Origin of the sequence: Myxococcus sp. AM011, from assembly GCF_013372595.1 — a bacterium.
Classification (GTDB): domain Bacteria; phylum Myxococcota; class Myxococcia; order Myxococcales; family Myxococcaceae; genus Myxococcus; species Myxococcus eversor.
This window is the reverse complement of record NZ_JABXEM010000138.1, coordinates 1-15,571: the sequence shown is the minus strand read 5'-3', so window position 1 is coordinate 15,571 and position 15,571 is coordinate 1. Positions and strand designations below refer to the sequence as shown.

Annotated in this window: 17 protein-coding genes; 9 read left to right on the top strand and 8 right to left on the bottom strand. The window is 70.4% G+C overall.

All coding sequences use genetic code 11. From position 1 onward, the window contains the following. The first annotated feature begins 17 nt into the window (after positions 1 to 17). The 4 genes from HUW62_RS26605 (at position 18) to HUW62_RS26590 (ending at position 3,340) form a co-directional block, all read left to right on the top strand. Positions 18 to 842: a hypothetical protein gene (locus HUW62_RS26605; protein ID WP_163862932.1), complete on the top strand. Its 825-nt coding sequence runs from the start codon at positions 18 to 20 to the stop codon at positions 840 to 842. 11 nt (positions 843 to 853) lie between these two features. Beyond that, the gene (locus tag HUW62_RS26600; protein WP_163862930.1) at positions 854 to 1,675 is read left to right on the top strand and encodes a hypothetical protein; all 822 of its coding nucleotides are present in this window, start codon (positions 854 to 856) and stop codon (positions 1,673 to 1,675) included. A gap of 376 nt (positions 1,676 to 2,051) precedes the next feature. After that, positions 2,052 to 2,651 carry an adenylate/guanylate cyclase domain-containing protein gene (locus HUW62_RS26595; protein WP_176435974.1) on the top strand — a complete coding sequence of 200 codons (600 nt, stop codon included), beginning with the start codon at positions 2,052 to 2,054 and terminating at the stop codon, positions 2,649 to 2,651. A 41-nt stretch (positions 2,652 to 2,692) separates the two neighbouring features. Further along, complete coding sequence (locus HUW62_RS26590; RefSeq protein WP_176435982.1) at positions 2,693 to 3,340, top strand: glutathione S-transferase family protein; 648 nt, start codon at positions 2,693 to 2,695, stop codon at positions 3,338 to 3,340. Between the two features lie 18 nt (positions 3,341 to 3,358). Here HUW62_RS26590 and HUW62_RS26585 read toward each other — a convergent pair whose 3' ends face one another. From HUW62_RS26585 to HUW62_RS26575, 3 genes are all read right to left on the bottom strand, one after another. Next, entirely contained in the window at positions 3,359 to 4,183 is an 825-nt protein-coding gene (locus HUW62_RS26585; RefSeq protein ID WP_163862926.1) for a glycosyltransferase family 2 protein, read from the bottom strand. After that, the gene (locus tag HUW62_RS26580; RefSeq protein WP_163862924.1) at positions 4,180 to 4,779 is read right to left on the bottom strand and encodes an HAD family phosphatase; all 600 of its coding nucleotides are present in this window, start codon (positions 4,777 to 4,779) and stop codon (positions 4,180 to 4,182) included. The genes HUW62_RS26585 and HUW62_RS26580 overlap by 4 nt, the downstream gene beginning before the upstream one ends. 99 nt (positions 4,780 to 4,878) lie before the next feature. After that, positions 4,879 to 5,319, bottom strand: a complete 441-nt coding sequence (locus tag HUW62_RS26575; protein WP_163862922.1) for a host attachment protein — start codon at positions 5,317 to 5,319, stop codon at positions 4,879 to 4,881. A 192-nt stretch (positions 5,320 to 5,511) separates the two neighbouring features. Here HUW62_RS26575 and HUW62_RS26570 point away from each other — a divergent pair, with 192 nt between their 5' ends. From HUW62_RS26570 to HUW62_RS26560, 3 genes are all read left to right on the top strand, one after another. Beyond that, positions 5,512 to 6,711 (top strand): PEGA domain-containing protein, encoded by a 1,200-nt coding sequence (locus HUW62_RS26570; protein ID WP_163862920.1) that lies wholly within the window; start codon positions 5,512 to 5,514, stop codon positions 6,709 to 6,711. Positions 6,712 to 6,714: 3 nt separating this feature from the next. Next, positions 6,715 to 7,068: a hypothetical protein gene (locus HUW62_RS26565; protein WP_163862918.1), complete on the top strand. Its 354-nt coding sequence runs from the start codon at positions 6,715 to 6,717 to the stop codon at positions 7,066 to 7,068. A gap of 208 nt (positions 7,069 to 7,276) precedes the next feature. Continuing rightward, on the top strand, positions 7,277 to 8,812 hold the full coding sequence (locus HUW62_RS26560) for a serine/threonine-protein kinase (RefSeq protein WP_176435973.1): 1,536 nt from the start codon (positions 7,277 to 7,279) through the stop codon (positions 8,810 to 8,812). A 129-nt stretch (positions 8,813 to 8,941) separates the two neighbouring features. Here the strand turns inward: HUW62_RS26560 and HUW62_RS26555 are convergent, their stop codons facing one another. Further along, positions 8,942 to 9,475 carry an FHA domain-containing protein gene (locus HUW62_RS26555; RefSeq protein ID WP_163862915.1) on the bottom strand — a complete coding sequence of 178 codons (534 nt, stop codon included), beginning with the start codon at positions 9,473 to 9,475 and terminating at the stop codon, positions 8,942 to 8,944. A 149-nt stretch (positions 9,476 to 9,624) separates the two neighbouring features. Between HUW62_RS26555 and HUW62_RS26550 the strand changes: the two genes are divergently transcribed. Both HUW62_RS26550 and HUW62_RS26545 read left to right on the top strand, forming a co-directional pair. Then, entirely contained in the window at positions 9,625 to 10,170 is a 546-nt protein-coding gene (locus HUW62_RS26550; protein WP_163862913.1) for a hypothetical protein, read from the top strand. Positions 10,171 to 10,200: 30 nt separating this feature from the next. After that, positions 10,201 to 11,625, top strand: coding sequence for an esterase family protein (locus HUW62_RS26545; protein ID WP_176435972.1), 1,425 nt, complete (start codon positions 10,201 to 10,203; stop codon positions 11,623 to 11,625). 12 nt (positions 11,626 to 11,637) lie between these two features. Here HUW62_RS26545 and HUW62_RS26540 read toward each other — a convergent pair whose 3' ends face one another. From HUW62_RS26540 to HUW62_RS26525, 4 genes are all read right to left on the bottom strand, one after another. Further along, on the bottom strand, positions 11,638 to 12,489 hold the full coding sequence (locus HUW62_RS26540; protein WP_163862909.1) for a RimK family alpha-L-glutamate ligase: 852 nt from the start codon (positions 12,487 to 12,489) through the stop codon (positions 11,638 to 11,640). An 82-nt stretch (positions 12,490 to 12,571) separates the two neighbouring features. Beyond that, a complete protein-coding gene (locus HUW62_RS26535) occupies positions 12,572 to 14,191 on the bottom strand; it encodes a serine/threonine-protein kinase (protein WP_163862907.1) in 1,620 nt (539 codons plus the stop codon). Positions 14,192 to 14,524: 333 nt separating this feature from the next. Continuing rightward, positions 14,525 to 15,166, bottom strand: a complete 642-nt coding sequence (locus tag HUW62_RS26530) for a TetR family transcriptional regulator (protein WP_176435971.1) — start codon at positions 15,164 to 15,166, stop codon at positions 14,525 to 14,527. A gap of 95 nt (positions 15,167 to 15,261) precedes the next feature. Then, the coding region (locus HUW62_RS26525) for a metallophosphoesterase (protein ID WP_368670484.1) at positions 15,262 to 15,571 on the bottom strand (310 nt) is incomplete at its 5' end.

The following is a 15,571-nucleotide window of genomic DNA, read 5'->3' as shown; positions in this document are numbered from 1 at the left end:
CACCCAAGGGGAGTTGCTTGAGAGTCTTGTTGGCGTTGAGTGTCGTGGTCGTCGCGCTCGGCTGTTCGCGAAACGCGCGCCCCACGGGGGAAGCCCCCAAGCCGGAAGGACAGGCGTCGGTCTTCACGTCCGAGGGCGGAGACGTCATCACCATCGTCCCGCTGCTGCCCTCGGGCTCCCGCAAGGCCCTGGTCCAGTTCCACGCCCCGGGGGATGACCTGGACGGCAAGGTCGCCCTCCACAGCGTCAGCGACGACAACTCCTACTGGACGGACTGGCGCGGCAAGCGCCTGCGCCTGGTGCGTCTGGCCCCGTCCAAGAAGTCGAACGGGAGGAACACCCTCAACCGCTTCGACAAGGAAGACCCCGTCACCCTCTACGGCAGCGAGGAGCGCTCCAAGAAGGTGGACGTCGATGACGTGGTGGAGCTGTACCAGCGGCAGCTCGCGGACGGCACGCTCGAGCGCGCCGCTGCCTTCGACAAGGCGTTCTGGGCCGCCTCCGAGGAGCGCGACCTCGCCAGGCGGGTGAAGGAGACCCACGAGAAGTGCGGCACGTCCTTCCCGGTCCAGGTGGCCTGGGACACCGTCTCCGACAAGGAGCTGCGCGAGCACCCCATCGGCGCGTACTGCGCCGGACCGCTGGAGGCCCTCCAGAACCTGTGCCGGGACTCGGAGGAGGCTCGCAAGACGGTGAAGCGCGCGCTGCAACGCATGGAGTGCCGCAACGGCACCAGCTACGGCGGCAAGGTCGAGAACGGAACGCTCCAGTGGACCATCGCCCCCGCCACCGGCGGCATGGACACCGCCTCCTACGCCGACTTCTTCCTGGACCACCTGTGAGGCTCGCTCCCATGAACTTGCTGGCCCGTCGCCTCGCGCTGCTCCTGACGCTGTCCTCCTCCACCGTCCTCGCCCACGAGCCCCCCTGGGGGCGTGAGGACTCGCTGCGCAAGCGCATCCTCCTGGAGCGCACCGCCGTCTGCACCGACGGCAAGGGGCATTACGTCTCCTCGACGGAGGTCTTCGAGAGCGCGCAGCGCCAGCTCTTCTACGGAGACGGCGCGACCTTCGTCGAGGTGCCCATCGCCCCCAACGTCGTCCGGCTCTCCTCCGGCTCCTTCTTCGAGCCGCGCTTCTGGAACCCGGAGCTGTCCTTCGACGGGAGCGGCGTCGACGCGCGCGCGTACTCCGTCGTCAAGGTGGACGCGGCGGCGGGCACCTGCTCGGTGCGCTGTGGCCAGCGCGAGACGCCCTTCACGTTGATGGCGACGGAGCCCGCACGCGAGCTGCTGCGCAAGGCGGCCTACCACCCCAGCCCCATGAAGTATGAGCCGTACGCCCTGCTGCGCGACACGAAGGGCGTCTACTTCCTGGTGGAGCGGGGCCGGTCCGAAGCCGAGCAGAAGAGCTTCCGGGTCTTCATCGGCCCGCGCGGACGGCTCAAGCCGCAGCAGATGCTCAACGTCGTCTCCGACTCCAAGGGAGAGATTTTCTCCACGAAGAAGGGCGACCTCCAGTTGCTGCTGGACCGCGAGCTGCCCTCCGTCTGGGTGGAGAAGAAGGCCCGCCGCAAGCTGCGCCAGGTGCCCGTCTCGGAGAACCTGTCGCTCATCTACAACGAGCTGGGCATCTACACCGGCGCGCGCCTGGGGACCCCCTGCGACGACCTGTGAGGCCCACCCCTCACTTGTCCTGAGCAGGACTCCCGCCCGACTCCCCACGTTGGGGGTCAGACACCCCGGTGTCCGACCTCCTGGGAGGTTTGCGCGCCGCGTCAGTGATGAATTATCCTGATGAAGTCGAGCAGGATGGTTCACTCGTCATCCTTTCCCTCCGCGGGCTCTGACGCAGCAAGGCAGAGAGCGAGCGGCCGTTGAGCTCATCCCGTGAAGGGCCAAGGAATTCATGAAATGCATGGCCGCGCCCTCCCAGGGCGAGGAGTCATCCGGGGCCCGGTCCCAGCCGTGACGGGGGGCTCGGCTGGGACCGGGGACCTCGTCCTGGAGTAACGTTTCGGACAATTGGCATCGGGGGGAGGGGAGATGAGCGATGGTGGTGGAGGAACCCGAGCCGGGGAAACTGTCGGCCATCCTGTTCACGGGCATCGAGGCCGTGGGGCATCAGTCCTGGCGTGACGAAGCGCTCCAGCAGGTGGTGCGCGACGAGCACGCCGTGCTGGTCCGCGAGCTGTTGCCGCGTCACGGTGGCCGCGAGGTGAAGCGCCTGGAGGATGGCTTCCTCTTGGAGTTCGAGGGTGGCCTTGCCGCCGTGGACTTCGGGCTGGAGCTTCAGCAGGCCCTCAAGGTGCACAACGGACTGGTGGCCGTCGAGCGCCGCGTCGTCATGCGCGTGGGCGTGCACCTGGGCGTCGTCGTGCACCGCGATGGCGACGTGTTCGGTGAGGGCGTCAACCTGGCCGCGCGCATCGAAGCGCTGGCGAGGCCCGGCACGCTCTACGTCAGCGAGACGGTGGCGCGACAGGTGGAGGGCCAGCTCGAGTCCCCGCCGGTGCGGCTGGGCCGGGGCGAGATGAAGAACATCCGCCTGCCGGTGGCCGTGTACCGCATCGACCCGCCGGAGCACCGTCGTCGCCAGCCGTGGTTGTCCCGCGTGCGCTCGCTCTGGAGCCGCAACACCCCGGCGCACTGAAGCACGGGCATCCCGCCGCATGGAGCGCTACCGTGCGCGCCATGTCCCCGCTCACCCTCGTCGTTGCCTCGAAGAACTACTCCTCTTGGTCGCTTCGGCCGTATCTGGCGCTGGCCCACACGGGGCAGCCGTTCCAGGAGGTGGTCATCCCCCTGGACACCCCGGAGACGCGCGAGCTCATCGCCCGGCACTCGCCCAGCGGACGCCTGCCGTTGCTCAAGCATGGCGACCTGTCCATCTGGGACTCGCTGGCCATCTGCGAGTACCTGGCGGAGACGTTTCCGGAGGCCCACCTGTGGCCCCAGGAGCGCATGGCCCGCGCGGTGGCGCGCTCGGTGACGGCGGAGATGCACTCCAGCTTCACCAGGCTGCGCGAGCACATGGGGATGAACCTGCGCGCGCGCCGGCCGGGACAGGGCCGGGTGCCCGGCGTCGCCGAGGACATCGCTCGCATCCAGGCCTTGTGGACCGACTGCCGCGCGCGCTTCGGACAGGGCGGGCCATTCCTCTTCGGCCAGTTCAGCATCGCGGATGCCTTCTTCACGCCGGTGGCCACGCGCTTCGTCACCTATGACGTGGCGCTGGAGCCGGTGAGCGCCGCGTACCGCGACACGCTCCTGTCCCAGCCCGCGTACCAGAAGTGGGCGGAGGCGGGGCTGCACGAGCCGCCCGTGGCGAAGTACGAGTGAGCCTCGGGGCCGTGGCCTTCAGTCCAGCCGGCCCTCGCGCACGCGGGCGAACAGCTCGTCGTAGCGTTCCTCTGAATAGATGCGCGCCAGCTCCGAGTAGCGGCCCTGGCGCAGCTCGCGCAGGTACGCGTACTTGATGGAGTGGTAGCCGGCCACGCCCCACGCCAGCCGGGAGGCGTCCGCTCCGCCCCGGAAGACGGCGCCGTTGAGCACGCCGTCCCGCACCCACGCGGCCAGGCGCTGGAGGACCACGGGCTTGAGCCCACGCCGCTCGAAGTGGGCGCGCAGGGCCCACAGCAGCGCGTAGCGTTCCTCCTTGGCGCAGCGGCGCGCCACCGAGGTGGCGAAGCGGTGGTCGATGGGCGCCTGCACGCGCCCGCCCCGCATCTTCGGCAGGGCCTCGTGGACGATGTGCCGCGCGTGCCACACGGCCTTCTCCCGCCGCACCAGCCGCGCGCGCCACTGGGTGCGGAAGAGGAAGCGGCGGCCCTCCATCTCCGCCCAGTCGCGCCGGGGCAGCCGGTAGACGTCCGCGTCGGGCGAGGAGCCCTTCCACGCGCGCAGCGTGTCCAGCGCGCCGGGCTCCAGCGACTCGTCCGAGTCCAGGTAGAAGACGTAGTCGCACGGCGCCAGCGCGTTCACCGCGGCCACGCGCGCGGCGCCGTAGCCCCGCCAGGAGTGTGACAGCGAGCGCGCGCCCAGCGAGCGCGCCAACTGGGCCGAGCCATCCGTGGAGCCGGAGTCCATCGCCACCACTTCGTCACAGAGGGCCAGCAGGTCGCGCAGGCAGGGCGCCAACGTGTCCTGGTTGTCGCGGTGCAGGACGTAGCCGCCGAGCCTCATAGACCCAGCGCCTCGAGCTGCGCGTCGAAGGCGGCGGCGGTGGTGAACACCTGCCCGCGCATGCCCAGCGCGTCGGCCGCGTCCACGAACTCCGGCAGGTCGTCGAAGAAGGCGGCCTCTTCGGGCGCGCAGCCCGCGCGCTCCAGGGCGATTCGGTAGATGTCCGGCTCCGGCTTGACGCTGCCCACCTCGCAGCTCATCACCAGCGCGTCGAAGCGCTGGAGCAGCGGCAGCCGGGGTCGCAGGTAGGCCGCGTGCAGCGCGTTGGTGTTGGACACCAGCACCAGCTTCACCTTCCCGACGAGGGACTCCACCCGGGGCAGCACCGCGTCGTGGGTGGTGAAGTGGCTGCTCCACAGGGGCGCGAACTCCGCCATGGGCAGCTCCACCTGGAGCGCTCCGCACACGCTGCGGCGGATGCCCTCCGCGTCCAGCAGGCCCTTGTTGGCCGCGGTCCACCCGGCGCCCATCAGCCGCTGCGAGACTTCGTGCGCCTGCATCCGGGCACACGCTCCCAGTCTGGAGAAGAGCAACGCGTTGTCGTGGAAGACGAGGACGTTGCCCAGGTCCAGCAGGACCGCCTTCACCACCGCCATTCATGCTCCTCGCGCCGCGCGCATCCGCGCGGGGCCCGGGCGCCCGCCCCACCGCTGACGCCCGGACCGCTGCTTCCGGAAATTCCGGAAAAGGCCACGCTAGAGGAGGGGGACGCGCTCAGGCAAATCGCGGGCGGGCACGGTGGAGTAGTCCGAGCCCACGTCGAGCAGCACGCGCTGCCGCACCCGGGTGCTCAGCGCCTTGCGCAGCCTGCCGAGGAATTCGGGCGGCGCGGCGATGACGAGCTTGTCGAAGGCGTGGCTGTCATGCCCCTTGTCCAGGACGCCGGACAGCTCCCGGGCGAAGCGCTCATGCTCCAGCTCCCGGCGGCCGTTGGGCTCGTTCTCACCCGGCGGGCCATGCAGGGTGCCGGCGTTGGGGTTGTCTGGCTGGTCGCGCAGCAGCTCGCTCTTGGAGCGGCTCTCCTCGTGGTGGAACTCCTCGACCAGACTCCAGTCCTTCTCCGCCTTCGCGTCCGTCGCGAAGAGCCTTGCCCGGCTCGCGTTCCCCACAAGAATCCAGAGCTTTGCGTCCGCCATGTGTCACGCCTCCTTACGATGGGAGATGAGGACCCCCGCGACACCCGGCAAGCTTCCAGCCCCGAGCCGCTTCCCCTCCGTGCGCAGGGCAGGCGGCCATGTCGCACAGGGTTGACACCCACATGCCGACCTCCGGTGTCTGGAACACGAGCGATCATTCCGTTGGGAATGGCAAAGGAGTAGAACGACAGCATGCGCATTCCCGCCGTTCTGCCTGTCGCCATGCTGGCGCTCGTGCTGCTGGCCCGTCCCGCGCGGGCCCAGGAGCAGGGCCTGGGGCTGGACCTCAGCTCCGATTCGTCCACCCAGCAGTCCCCGGAGCAGCCGGGCATGGGGTTGGACCTGAGACCCGAGGACGAGGGCGTGTCGCTGACACCGCGCTTCATCCTCGTGGGCCTGGACACACCGGAGCGCGCGGGCGCGCAGCAGGCCTCGGTCTGGCTGCGAGAGCTGGCGAAGGGCGCGGTGTCCTCCGGCATGGTGGCCTTCGGCGGCAGCCCCCGCGACGTGCGCGAGCGGCTGGAGAACCGCTACGACGCGACGCTGCGCTGCACGCAGGCCGCGTGTCTGGCGGAGCCGGCGGAGGCGCTGGAGGCGGACCTGCTCACCACGGCGCGGCTGTCGCTGGAGGACGCGGGCTGGACGCTGCGCGCGTGGACGTATGACCGCGACCGCAACGTGGTGCACGAGGACGTGGTGTCGGGGCGCAACCCGAAGGACGCGGCGTTCCAGAAGGAAGCGGCCAGCAAGCTGGGCAGCCGGATGATGGCGCTGGCCCGTCCGCGCGCGGTGCTGAAGGTGAGCGTCAACGTCCCCACCGCGGTGGTGAAGGTGGGCGAGCGCATCCTCGGCGTGGGCAGCGTGGAGGCGCGCCTGCCGCCGGGCACCGCGCAGTTGGAGGTGTCCGCGGAGGAATACGCGCCCTTCACCAAGACGCTGACGCTCAAGCCCGGTGGGCGCGAGCAGGTGGAGGTCCGGATGGAGATCTCCGGCCCGGCGCCGGAAGGCCCGGAGGACGCGGTGGCCCGGAAGGCGGCGAAGGGCTCCGGGGGTACGCCCATCTACAAGCGGCCGGCGCTCTACACGGCGGTGGTGGGCCTGGTGGCGGTGGGCGTGGGCGCGATGATGGGCAAGAGCGCCAAGGACGTGGCGTCCCGGGCGACCGACGCGGATGGAGACGGGATGATCGACGTGACGCGCAAGGAGCGGCTGGACGCGCAGTCGCAGGCCAATCTGGCCACGGCGCTGCTCGTCGGCGGTGGCGCGGTGACGGCGGGCAGCGTGACGTGGTTGCTGGTGGTGCCCTCGCGCAGTGAGGCGCCGGCGCCCACGGGCACGGTCAGCGCGGGCGCGGCCACCGCGGTCCATGTCGTCGTTGGCGGGAGCTTCTGACCCATGAAGACCTTCAATTGCTGGTTGCGAGCCTTCGCCGCCCTGCTGCTGGTGTCCGGCGTGGCGGGCTGCGCGGTGGATTTCCCCAAGGACTCTCCCTACACCTGTGAGGTGGAGGCCGACTGCGGCGGGGAGGGGTACGTGTGCACGTCGCTCCCCAACGACGGGCCCAAGTACTGCTGCCTCCCGGAGCCCGAGGAGAAGTGCAACAACGTGGACGACGACTGCGATGGGCAGATCGACGAGGGCATCGACCGGGGGTCGGACCCGTTGAACTGCGGCGCCTGCGGCGTTGCCTGCACCGCCGAGCAGGCCTGCGTGGAGGGTCGGTGCCAGCTTCGCTCGGGGACTCCCTGACGCAACGGCACCGGCGACAGGTGGGCACGCCCGTCCGTGGGTGGACGGCGGACGGAGCGTGGAGGCGTGCGTGCGGGCTCGGGGCCTCCGGCTGGAGTGAGGGGTCCTCGAGGACCTCTGGCGGAGGCAACGGCGCGGACGTTGCGTGGAAGACAGAGGGGCCGGTGTGGGTTGCCGTTGGGCCCGGGCATGGAGAGTTCTTCACACCATGGGCAACGATGACCTCTTCGCGCAGACCCTGCTGTCCGGTCGTGGAGGCTCCATGAGTGGCGAGCCCCGGATGGGCGTGGAGTTGCGGGAGGGCTCGGTGCTGGGCAGCTACCAGCTCGAGACGTACCTGGGTGAAGGCTCCATGGGGCGGGTGTTCCAGGCGCGTCACGCGCGGCTGGGGCGGCAGGTGGCCCTGAAGGTGCTGAAGCCGGAGCACGCGCGGGACGGCGGCTTCGTGCAGCGCTTCTTCCAGGAAGCCCGCACCGTGAATCAAATCAACCACGAGCACATCGTGGAGATCTTCGACTTCGTGGACGAGGGCGAGGGTGGCCATGTCTACTGCGTCATGGAGCTCTTGCGCGGCCATGGGCTGGGCGCGCTCCTGAAGCAGGAGCCGCTGTCGCTCGCGCGCATCCAGCGCATCGCCGTGCAGGTCTGCGCGGCGCTGGGCGCGGCCCACCACGTGGGCGTGGTGCACCGGGATATCAAACCGGACAACCTCTTCCTCACCCAGCGCGCGGGCCAGCCGGACTTCGTGAAGGTGCTGGACTTCGGCGTGGCCAAGCACCTGTCCTCCGAGGGGGCTCCCACCGGCACGTTGGACGGCACCATCATCGGCACGCCGGCGTACATGTCTCCAGAGCAGGCCGCGGGCCTCTCGGTGGACGCGCGCTCGGACATCTACGCGGTGGGCAACATCTTCTACGAGATGCTCTGCGGGCATCCGCCGTTCCAGGCGGAGGCCTTCGGTCAGCTGGTGGTGCAGATCATCACCCAGCCGCCGCCGCCGCTGCCCTCGCACCTGCCTTCCGGCGAGCCGCTGCCGCCGCAGCTCGCGGACCTGGTGATGCGCTGCCTGGCGAAGGAGCCGGAGGCGCGGCCCCAGACGCTCGCGGAGGTGACGACGGGGCTGTTGCTGATGCCCGTCCAGGCGCCCTCGTCGCCGGAGGCCGTGGCGGCGCTGGAGGCGTCGGAGCGGCCCACGCGGCGGATGGCCGCCATCGCGGGAGCGACGCGTCGTCGCGCGGTGATGGCCGCGGGCGGTGGCGTGCTGGCGCTGCTGACGGGCGCGCTGCTGTGGACCGGGATGCGCTCGACGAACTCGAAGGGCTCGGTGGGCTCTGTGGACGAGTCCCTCCTCGCGCGCGCGCCAGTGTCCGTCGTGGCGCCTCAGCGCGAGGCCGAGGCCCGGGCGGAGCCGTTGCCGCTTGAGCTCGTTCATCCCGCCGTCAGGCTCACCGTGCACTCCTTCCCGGAGGGCGCGCAGGTGGTGCGCTCGGACACGGGCGAGGTGCTGGGCATCACCCCGCTGGTGCGTGAGCTGCCGCGCCGCGAGGTGCCGCTGACCCTCAAGGTGGAGCTGGCGGGCTACGTGTCGTCGGAGCGCTCGGTGCGGCTGGATGCCCACGCCGAGCTGGAGGTGCCGCTGGCCAAATCCCTCACCGCGAAGACGAGCGCGAAGAAGGGCACCCGGAACGCTCCCGCGCCTCGCAGGGGCACTCGCGCGGCGAGCGCTGACCCGGCTTCACGGTAGGAGCAGGCAGCCCCGCCGAGAGCGAGGACTCCTTCGGGACGGGCAGGCTGCTCGTGGCGAGCGCCGCTTCTTCGTGGTGTGAAGGGCGGTCTCGCCGCGCTGCTCGTGTGAGCGTCGGGCCTTCCCGCCTCAGCGCGAGGCGGCCGTCTGCGCCAGGACCTGCGCGGCGATGCGGGAGATGCGCTCGTCGAAGCCGTCCGCGTCGTGGAAGGTGAAGCGCACGTCGCCCACCTCCAGCTTCGCGCCGGGGCTCAGCTCCGCGCCGTCCTCGGTGAGCTCCTGGCCATCCAGCTTCACCGGCCGGGCATCCGCCACCTTCGCCACATGCCAGCCCGCGTGGGGCCGGGGCGTGAGGATGAGCTGCTCCCTCGACACCGTGGCGTCGTTGACGACCAAGGCGTTGTTCGAGGCGCGGCCCAACCGCATGGGGCCTCGCTCCGCCAGGGCCACCAACTCGAAGCACATGGCGTCCCCGGCGGGCAGACAGTCCCGCAGGTCCGTCAAGGGCAGGCGGGTGGCACCCACGTTCCCCTCCGTCGTCTCGGGGACGTTCCACGCGCCCGCCTCCCACACCAACCAGGGGTGTGGGTACTTGGCGCGAAACTTTTCCTTCAGAGCCATGTGCTGCCTCACCAGCAGCGAGAGCAGCAGAGCGCGAGCCATGGGTGACTCATAACCTCTTCGGAGCCCGCCGGGCGCGAGAAGGTGCGTCCAGGTGTCCACGAATGGTCGGAAGCCAGGCGGGGGAGGCCCCTCTCGCGCCCAGGCGGGGGCCTGTAGTACACCCGCGCCCACATTCGTCTGGAGGTCCCATGCGCCGCCTGCTGCTCGCTCCGTTGTTGCTCCTCGTCCCCGCCTGCCAGGGCGAAACCGCGAAGGACGTCACGGCCGCGGTGGTGGGCAAGACGGTGGAAGTGGCCAAGGGCGCCAGCAGTGGCGTGGTGGAGGGCCTGAAGGAAGGCCGCAAGGGCGCGGTGAGCACGGATGGCTCGCGCACGCTGTCCGCGGCCGACGAGGTCCACGCCAACACGGAGCTGTCCGTGCTGGAGGTGAAGGCGTCCAGTGGAGGAGGGGTGGAGGTGGTGCTGGCCGTGACGAACAAGACGGCCGAGCCGCTGCACCTGCTCGGACTCCAGGAGGGAGGAGGCGCGCAGCTCCTGGACAAGGATGGCTTCGCCACGTCGCTCCAGGCGCGCTCTCCGGGACAGGCGGCGGACTCCATCAAGGTGCCGCCCTCGGTGAAGGTGAAGGCGAGCGTCTTCTTCGATGGCGAGGCGGACAAGGCCGCGAAGGTCCGGCTGTGGGGCCGCGAGTTCACGGTGCCGGGGACCGCCACCGCCACCAAGCCCCAGCCGTAGGTCGGTTCCCTCCAGCCGTTGGAGACCTTGATGCGCCGTCTGTCCGCCGTCCTGTTGTGCGCGACGCTGCTGTCCGCGTGTGATGACTCCGAGGGCTCGGTGTACGTGCGGCCCCCGCCCTTCACCCAGTCGTACCCGGATGGGGGCGTCTCACCGGATGGCGGCTCGGGACCGGAGAGCTGGGCCTGCCAGCGCTCGTCCGTCGTGCGCGGCGCCCCCATCTCCCTGTGGGTGGGCTTGCAACTCGCGATGAGCCGGGCCACCTCGCCCGAGGTCCGCACCGCGGCCATCGACCAGTTCGTCGCGGACGTGGCGGCGCAGGGCGGCACGCCGCTGGTGAGCGACGCGAGCTCAGGCCGGCAGCGGGTGGTCTTCTTCGTCCGGGGTGATGCCGCGCGCGACACGTACGTGGCCGGCGACTTCAACGAATGGTCGCCCACCGCCACGCAGCTCGCGCAGGTGCGCGACACGGACCTGTTCGTCGCGGAGGTGGACATCCCACGCACGGGGCCACACCCCTACAAGCTGGTGAAGGCTGGGAGCTTCTTCGAGGACCCCCGCGCGAAGAACGTGGTGTGGGACCGCCTCAACCGCAACGCGGTGGGCCAGTTCAATTCGCTCGTGTATCCGGACGCGCAGGACGCGACGAAGGGGCGGCTCACCGCCTGGTACGGCGTGCACGCCACGGTGCTCGGCGATGCGCGCGACGTGTACGTCTACATGCCGCCTTCGTACGACGGCCCGGAGTGCCCGACGCTGCCGGTGATGTACGTGCACGACGGCAACGAGAGCATCACCCGCGAGTCCTTCGTGGACGCGGCGGACGCGCACTACAAGGCGCGGCCCCAGGACGCGGCGGTGCTCGTCTTCGTGGCGCTGCCCACCCAGGACGTGCGGCTGGCGCAGTACACCTTCCCGCCCGCGCGCGCGCCGGGCTGGCCCGCGCCCAAGGGTGACGAGTACCTGGCCTTCCTGAAGGATGACCTGATGCCACGCGTGGAGGCGGGCTTCCGGGTGAAGACGGGGCCGCGGGACACGGGCATCTTCGGCGCGTCGCTGGGCGGGCTCATCTCCGTGTACGCGGGCTTCCAGTTCCCGGAGAAGTTCGGCTTCGTGGGCACGCAGTCGGGGACGCTGTTCTGGCCGCACGACGGCGAGGTGGACCGGGACGACGGCAACGCCATGGTGGTGCGCGCGGGGCAGGAGCCGGTGGTGCCGGTGCGCTTCTACGTGGACCATGGCTCGCCCGCGACGGGCTGCACGGACGACGGAGAGCAGGGCTCCGACGACTGTCAGTCCAACATCCAGTTCCTCGCGGCGCTGAGGAGCCGGGGCTACGACGTGGCCTACGTCCATGAGCCGAGCGGGCAGCACGACTGGTTCTTCTGGAAGAAGCGCCTGCCGAAGCTGCTGTGCGTGTTCCGCAACACGGACACGCGGGTGTGCGCCCTCTAGGGCTTCACGGCCTCAGAGCCTGGCTGCGATGGCGCGGGCCAGTCGGCCCGAGGCCTCGGGGTCCAGGGACAGGAAGAGGGAGGGCTCGGTGACTTCCACTTCCTGCAGGCGCGTGATGCCCTCGTTGTCCGTGGCCAGGTCCACGCGCGCGTAGAGCAGTGGCGCGCCCATGGCCTCCAGCACGCGCTCCGCCAGCCGGATTTCCTCGCGGTTGTCGGGTGAGAAGACGGAGGGCTGCGCGAAGCCTCGAGGCGCGGACTTGAGCGTGGGAGGACGGCGCACCGCGTGGCTGAAGGCGCCGTCGAAGGAGATGTAGCTGCGCTCGCCTTCCGTCTCGAAGGCGGTGAGGTAGGGCTGCACCATCAGCTCGCACGCGGCGGCCAGCTCCGTGACGAGCGCGGTGGCGGTGGCGGCTTCCGAGCGCGGGAGGATGTGCGTCTTGAGCGCGCCCGCGGACACGGCGGGCTTGAGGACGACGGTGTCCCAGCCGCGCGACTTCATGAGCGCTCCGACGTCCAGGGTGCCACCGCGCTCCACCCAGACGGTGGGCGTCACGGGGATGCCCCTGGCCTCCAGCTCGCGCAGGTAGAACTTGTGCGTGTTCCAGCGCAGCACGTCGGCGGGGTTGTGGAGCTTGGTGAGGCGGCCCACTTTCTGGGCCCAGGCGACGAAGGTGTCGCGGCGCAGGTGGCTGTCCCAGGTGGTGCGCACGACGGCCAGGCGCACGGTGCGGAAGTCCACCGTCGGGTCGTCCCACACGACGGGCCGCGCATCCAGTCCGAGCGCCTTGAGCGCGGGGAGCAGGGGAGCATCGTAGGCGTCCAGCTCCGGCAGGTCGGCAAAGGTGAGGACGGCCACGTCCATGGTGTGTCGCTCCCGGTGAGGCGTGCGCGCCCTGATTAGCGCGAAGGCGTCACGGGTGCAGGGGTTTTGAATGGGGCTCGCGTCAGGCCGGGCGAGCGGTGGCGGGGGCCCGAGGAGGCGCCTGTCCCGAGGCCTCTCCGACCTTGTCCGCCTTGTCCTGCTGGTTGCGCGCGTGGGCCTCGCGCAGCGCGTTCGCGAGCAGCGCCTGGCCTCGAGGATACGGCGCGCCTTCGCCATCCACCGCGAGCAGTTGCTGTCGCAAGAGCGCGCCGCTGGCGGTGCGCTGCTCCGGCCGCTTCTCGAGCAACCCCATCACCGCCGCGTCCAGCGCCGGCGACACCTCCGGGTTGAAGTGCGAGGGCGGCGCCAGCTCCTGGTCCAACGTCGCGCGCAGCAGCGCCTCCTGCGTGGAGCCCTGCAGCGCGCGTCGCCCCGTGAGGGCCTCGTGCAGCGTCAGCCCCAGCGCGAAGAGGTCCGCGCGCCCATCGAACGGACGGCCCGCCGCCTGCTCGGGCGCCATGTAGCCCAGCTTGCCGCGCACACTGCCCGCGGCGGTGAGCTGCGAGCGCGCCGAGTCCCGCGCAATCCCGAAGTCCGACAGCTTCACGTCGCCGAAGCGCGACACCAGCACGTTGGGCGGGTTGAGGTCCCGGTGGACCAGTCGCAGCGGCTGCCCATCCGGGCCCGTGCGCCGATGCAGGTAGTCGAGCGCCGATGCCAGCTCCGCGCCCAGGAACGTCACCGCCGCCACCGGCAGCGGCTTGCGAGCCAGGCCCCGCATCAGCGTGCTGAGCGGCATCCCGTCCACGAACTCCATCGCGAGGAAGTACGTGCCGCCATGCCGCCCCAGGTCGAACACCTGGACGATGTTGGGGTGGTTGAGCGACGAGCACAGCTCCGCCTCGCGGCGGAACATGGTGACGAACTCGTCGTCGTCCGCGAACGAGGGGAGGATTCGCTTGAGGGCCACCTGCTTCTGGAAGCCACCCTCCGGGCAGTACGTGGCCCTGTACACCTCCGCCATGCCGCCCGCGCCCACGCGCTCGTGCAGCACGTACTTGCCCATGACCTCCTGCTCGCGCAGCGCGGACAGCGCCCCGCGCGTGAGCTGGAGGAAGTGCCGCGCCAGCGTCGCCGTGAAGACGCCCGCGGCCACGAAGAAGAACGCCCGAGTGGCGATGAAGCGCGGCGTCAGCGTGATGAGCGCTGACTCCGGCAAGAGCGGCTGGACGAAGAGGAAGTAGATGCCCAGGTACTCAGCCGCCACGAGGATGCCCGCCGCCAGTGCCAGCCGGGGGTTGCTGCGCAACGTCGCGAGCGTAATCAGCGTGGGCCAGATGACCAGCGTGGGCGCGGTGAGCGCGTAGATGGGCCCCTGGAAGCGCAAGTCGAACGCCAGAACCACCGCGGGGATGCTGACCTCAATCGCCACGTTGAGCCACGGAATCGCCGGGTGGAACGCGCCCGAGCGCAGCACGCGCCACAGCGCCGTGTAGTAGAGGGCCAGGACGGCGGACAACCCCATCAGGGCCTGCGTCAGGCCCCAGCCAATCGAGGGCCCCAGCGCGGCGGCCACCAGCACCGAGGCGCCCGACAGTCCCGCCATGAAGCGCGCCACCGACAACTCCCGCGCCTGCGCATCGCGTCGTAGGTGGCCGTCGAGGAAGCGGGTGACGGGGCTGGTCAGGGTGTGCGGGGTCATCGGTTCTCCCACTCTACAAAACCTGGGAACCCGACACGTCCTCCCAGGGCCGCCAGCCCGCTTCCCCGTCGGAGGGACCGGCCCGGCCACGGGATTTCAGGAAGGGGCCCCAGGGGGGCTGTCACCCGCATGTTACACGGACTGCTCTCCGCGCCCGTCGAGGAGCCTCCGCCACACCGCGGGCTGGCGTCCACGAGAGGCGAAAGCCCCCTTGTCTGCTGCTGGCCGCGGTCATCGATTCGCTCGCCTGCGAGGGGCCGGTGCCGCGGGCCACCCTCAGCGGCGTGGCGAACACGAAGAGGTTCGACATGCTGGTGGGGCTCGCGCAGGGCGCTACGGCTTGGTGCGCGCGAGGGTGCCGTCCGTCAGCAGGAGGTCCAGCGCGTTGGCGAGCGGGTCATAGCCGAGCGTGGCGCGGAAGAGGTTCTGGTACATCAGGGCGCCCAGGTATCCGCCAAAGACGCCGTGGGCGGCCTGCTCGGTGTCGATGTCCTGACGGAACTCGCCGGTCTTCTGGCCGTGGCGGAGGATGCCTCCCAGCACCTTGGCGTACAGGCCCAGCTTCTCGCGGATGGCCTCGGCCACCCGCTCGTTCGAGTCCGCCGCCTCGGCCGCGAGCATGCCGAAGAAGATGCCGTACTCGCGATTCGCGCCCAGGAAGTGGTGGGTGCGGTGGGTGAAGGCCTGGAGTTGCTCGCGTGCGGACAGGGTGCGGTACTCGTTGATGAGGTCCACGAAGGCGGTCTGGTAGCGCTGGTGCAGTTCATCAATCGCCGCGAGGAGCAGGTCCTCCTTCGTGGGGAAGTGCCAGTACAGCGCGCCGGGGGTCATCCGGATGGCGCGCGCCAGGTCCGCCATCGTCGTCGCCAGGAAGCCCCGCTTCGCGAACAGGGTGATGGCGGCTTCGAGGATGTCCACGCGCGTGCGTGCCGAGCGTTCCTGCTTGAGCTCTCTCTTCGCCGGTTCCTTGCTCATGGCGCGGAAAACCATACCCCAGGCCCGCCGCCAGGCTCGGGTTCGTTCGCTGGACGGAGGAACTCTCGACGCGCGGGCTTCCGGCTCGGCTGCCTTCACGCCGCCAGCAGCGTCACCTTGACGATTTCCGGAGGCGCTCCCACGCGCAGGGGTGGCCCCCAGAAGCCCGTGCCCCGGCTGACGTAGAGGTGCTTGCCGCCCTCCTCGAAGTGTCCCGCGTCGTGCTCCCAGATGGCGGACACCGCGAGCGTGAACGGGAAGAACTGTCCCCCATGCGTGTGACCGGAGAGCTGCAAGCCCATCCCCGCCCGCGCCGCCACGCGCCAGTTCGATGGCTGGTGCGCCAGCAACACCGCCGCGCGCTCCGGCTCCCGCCCCGCCACCGCCGCCGTCAAATCGTAGCCC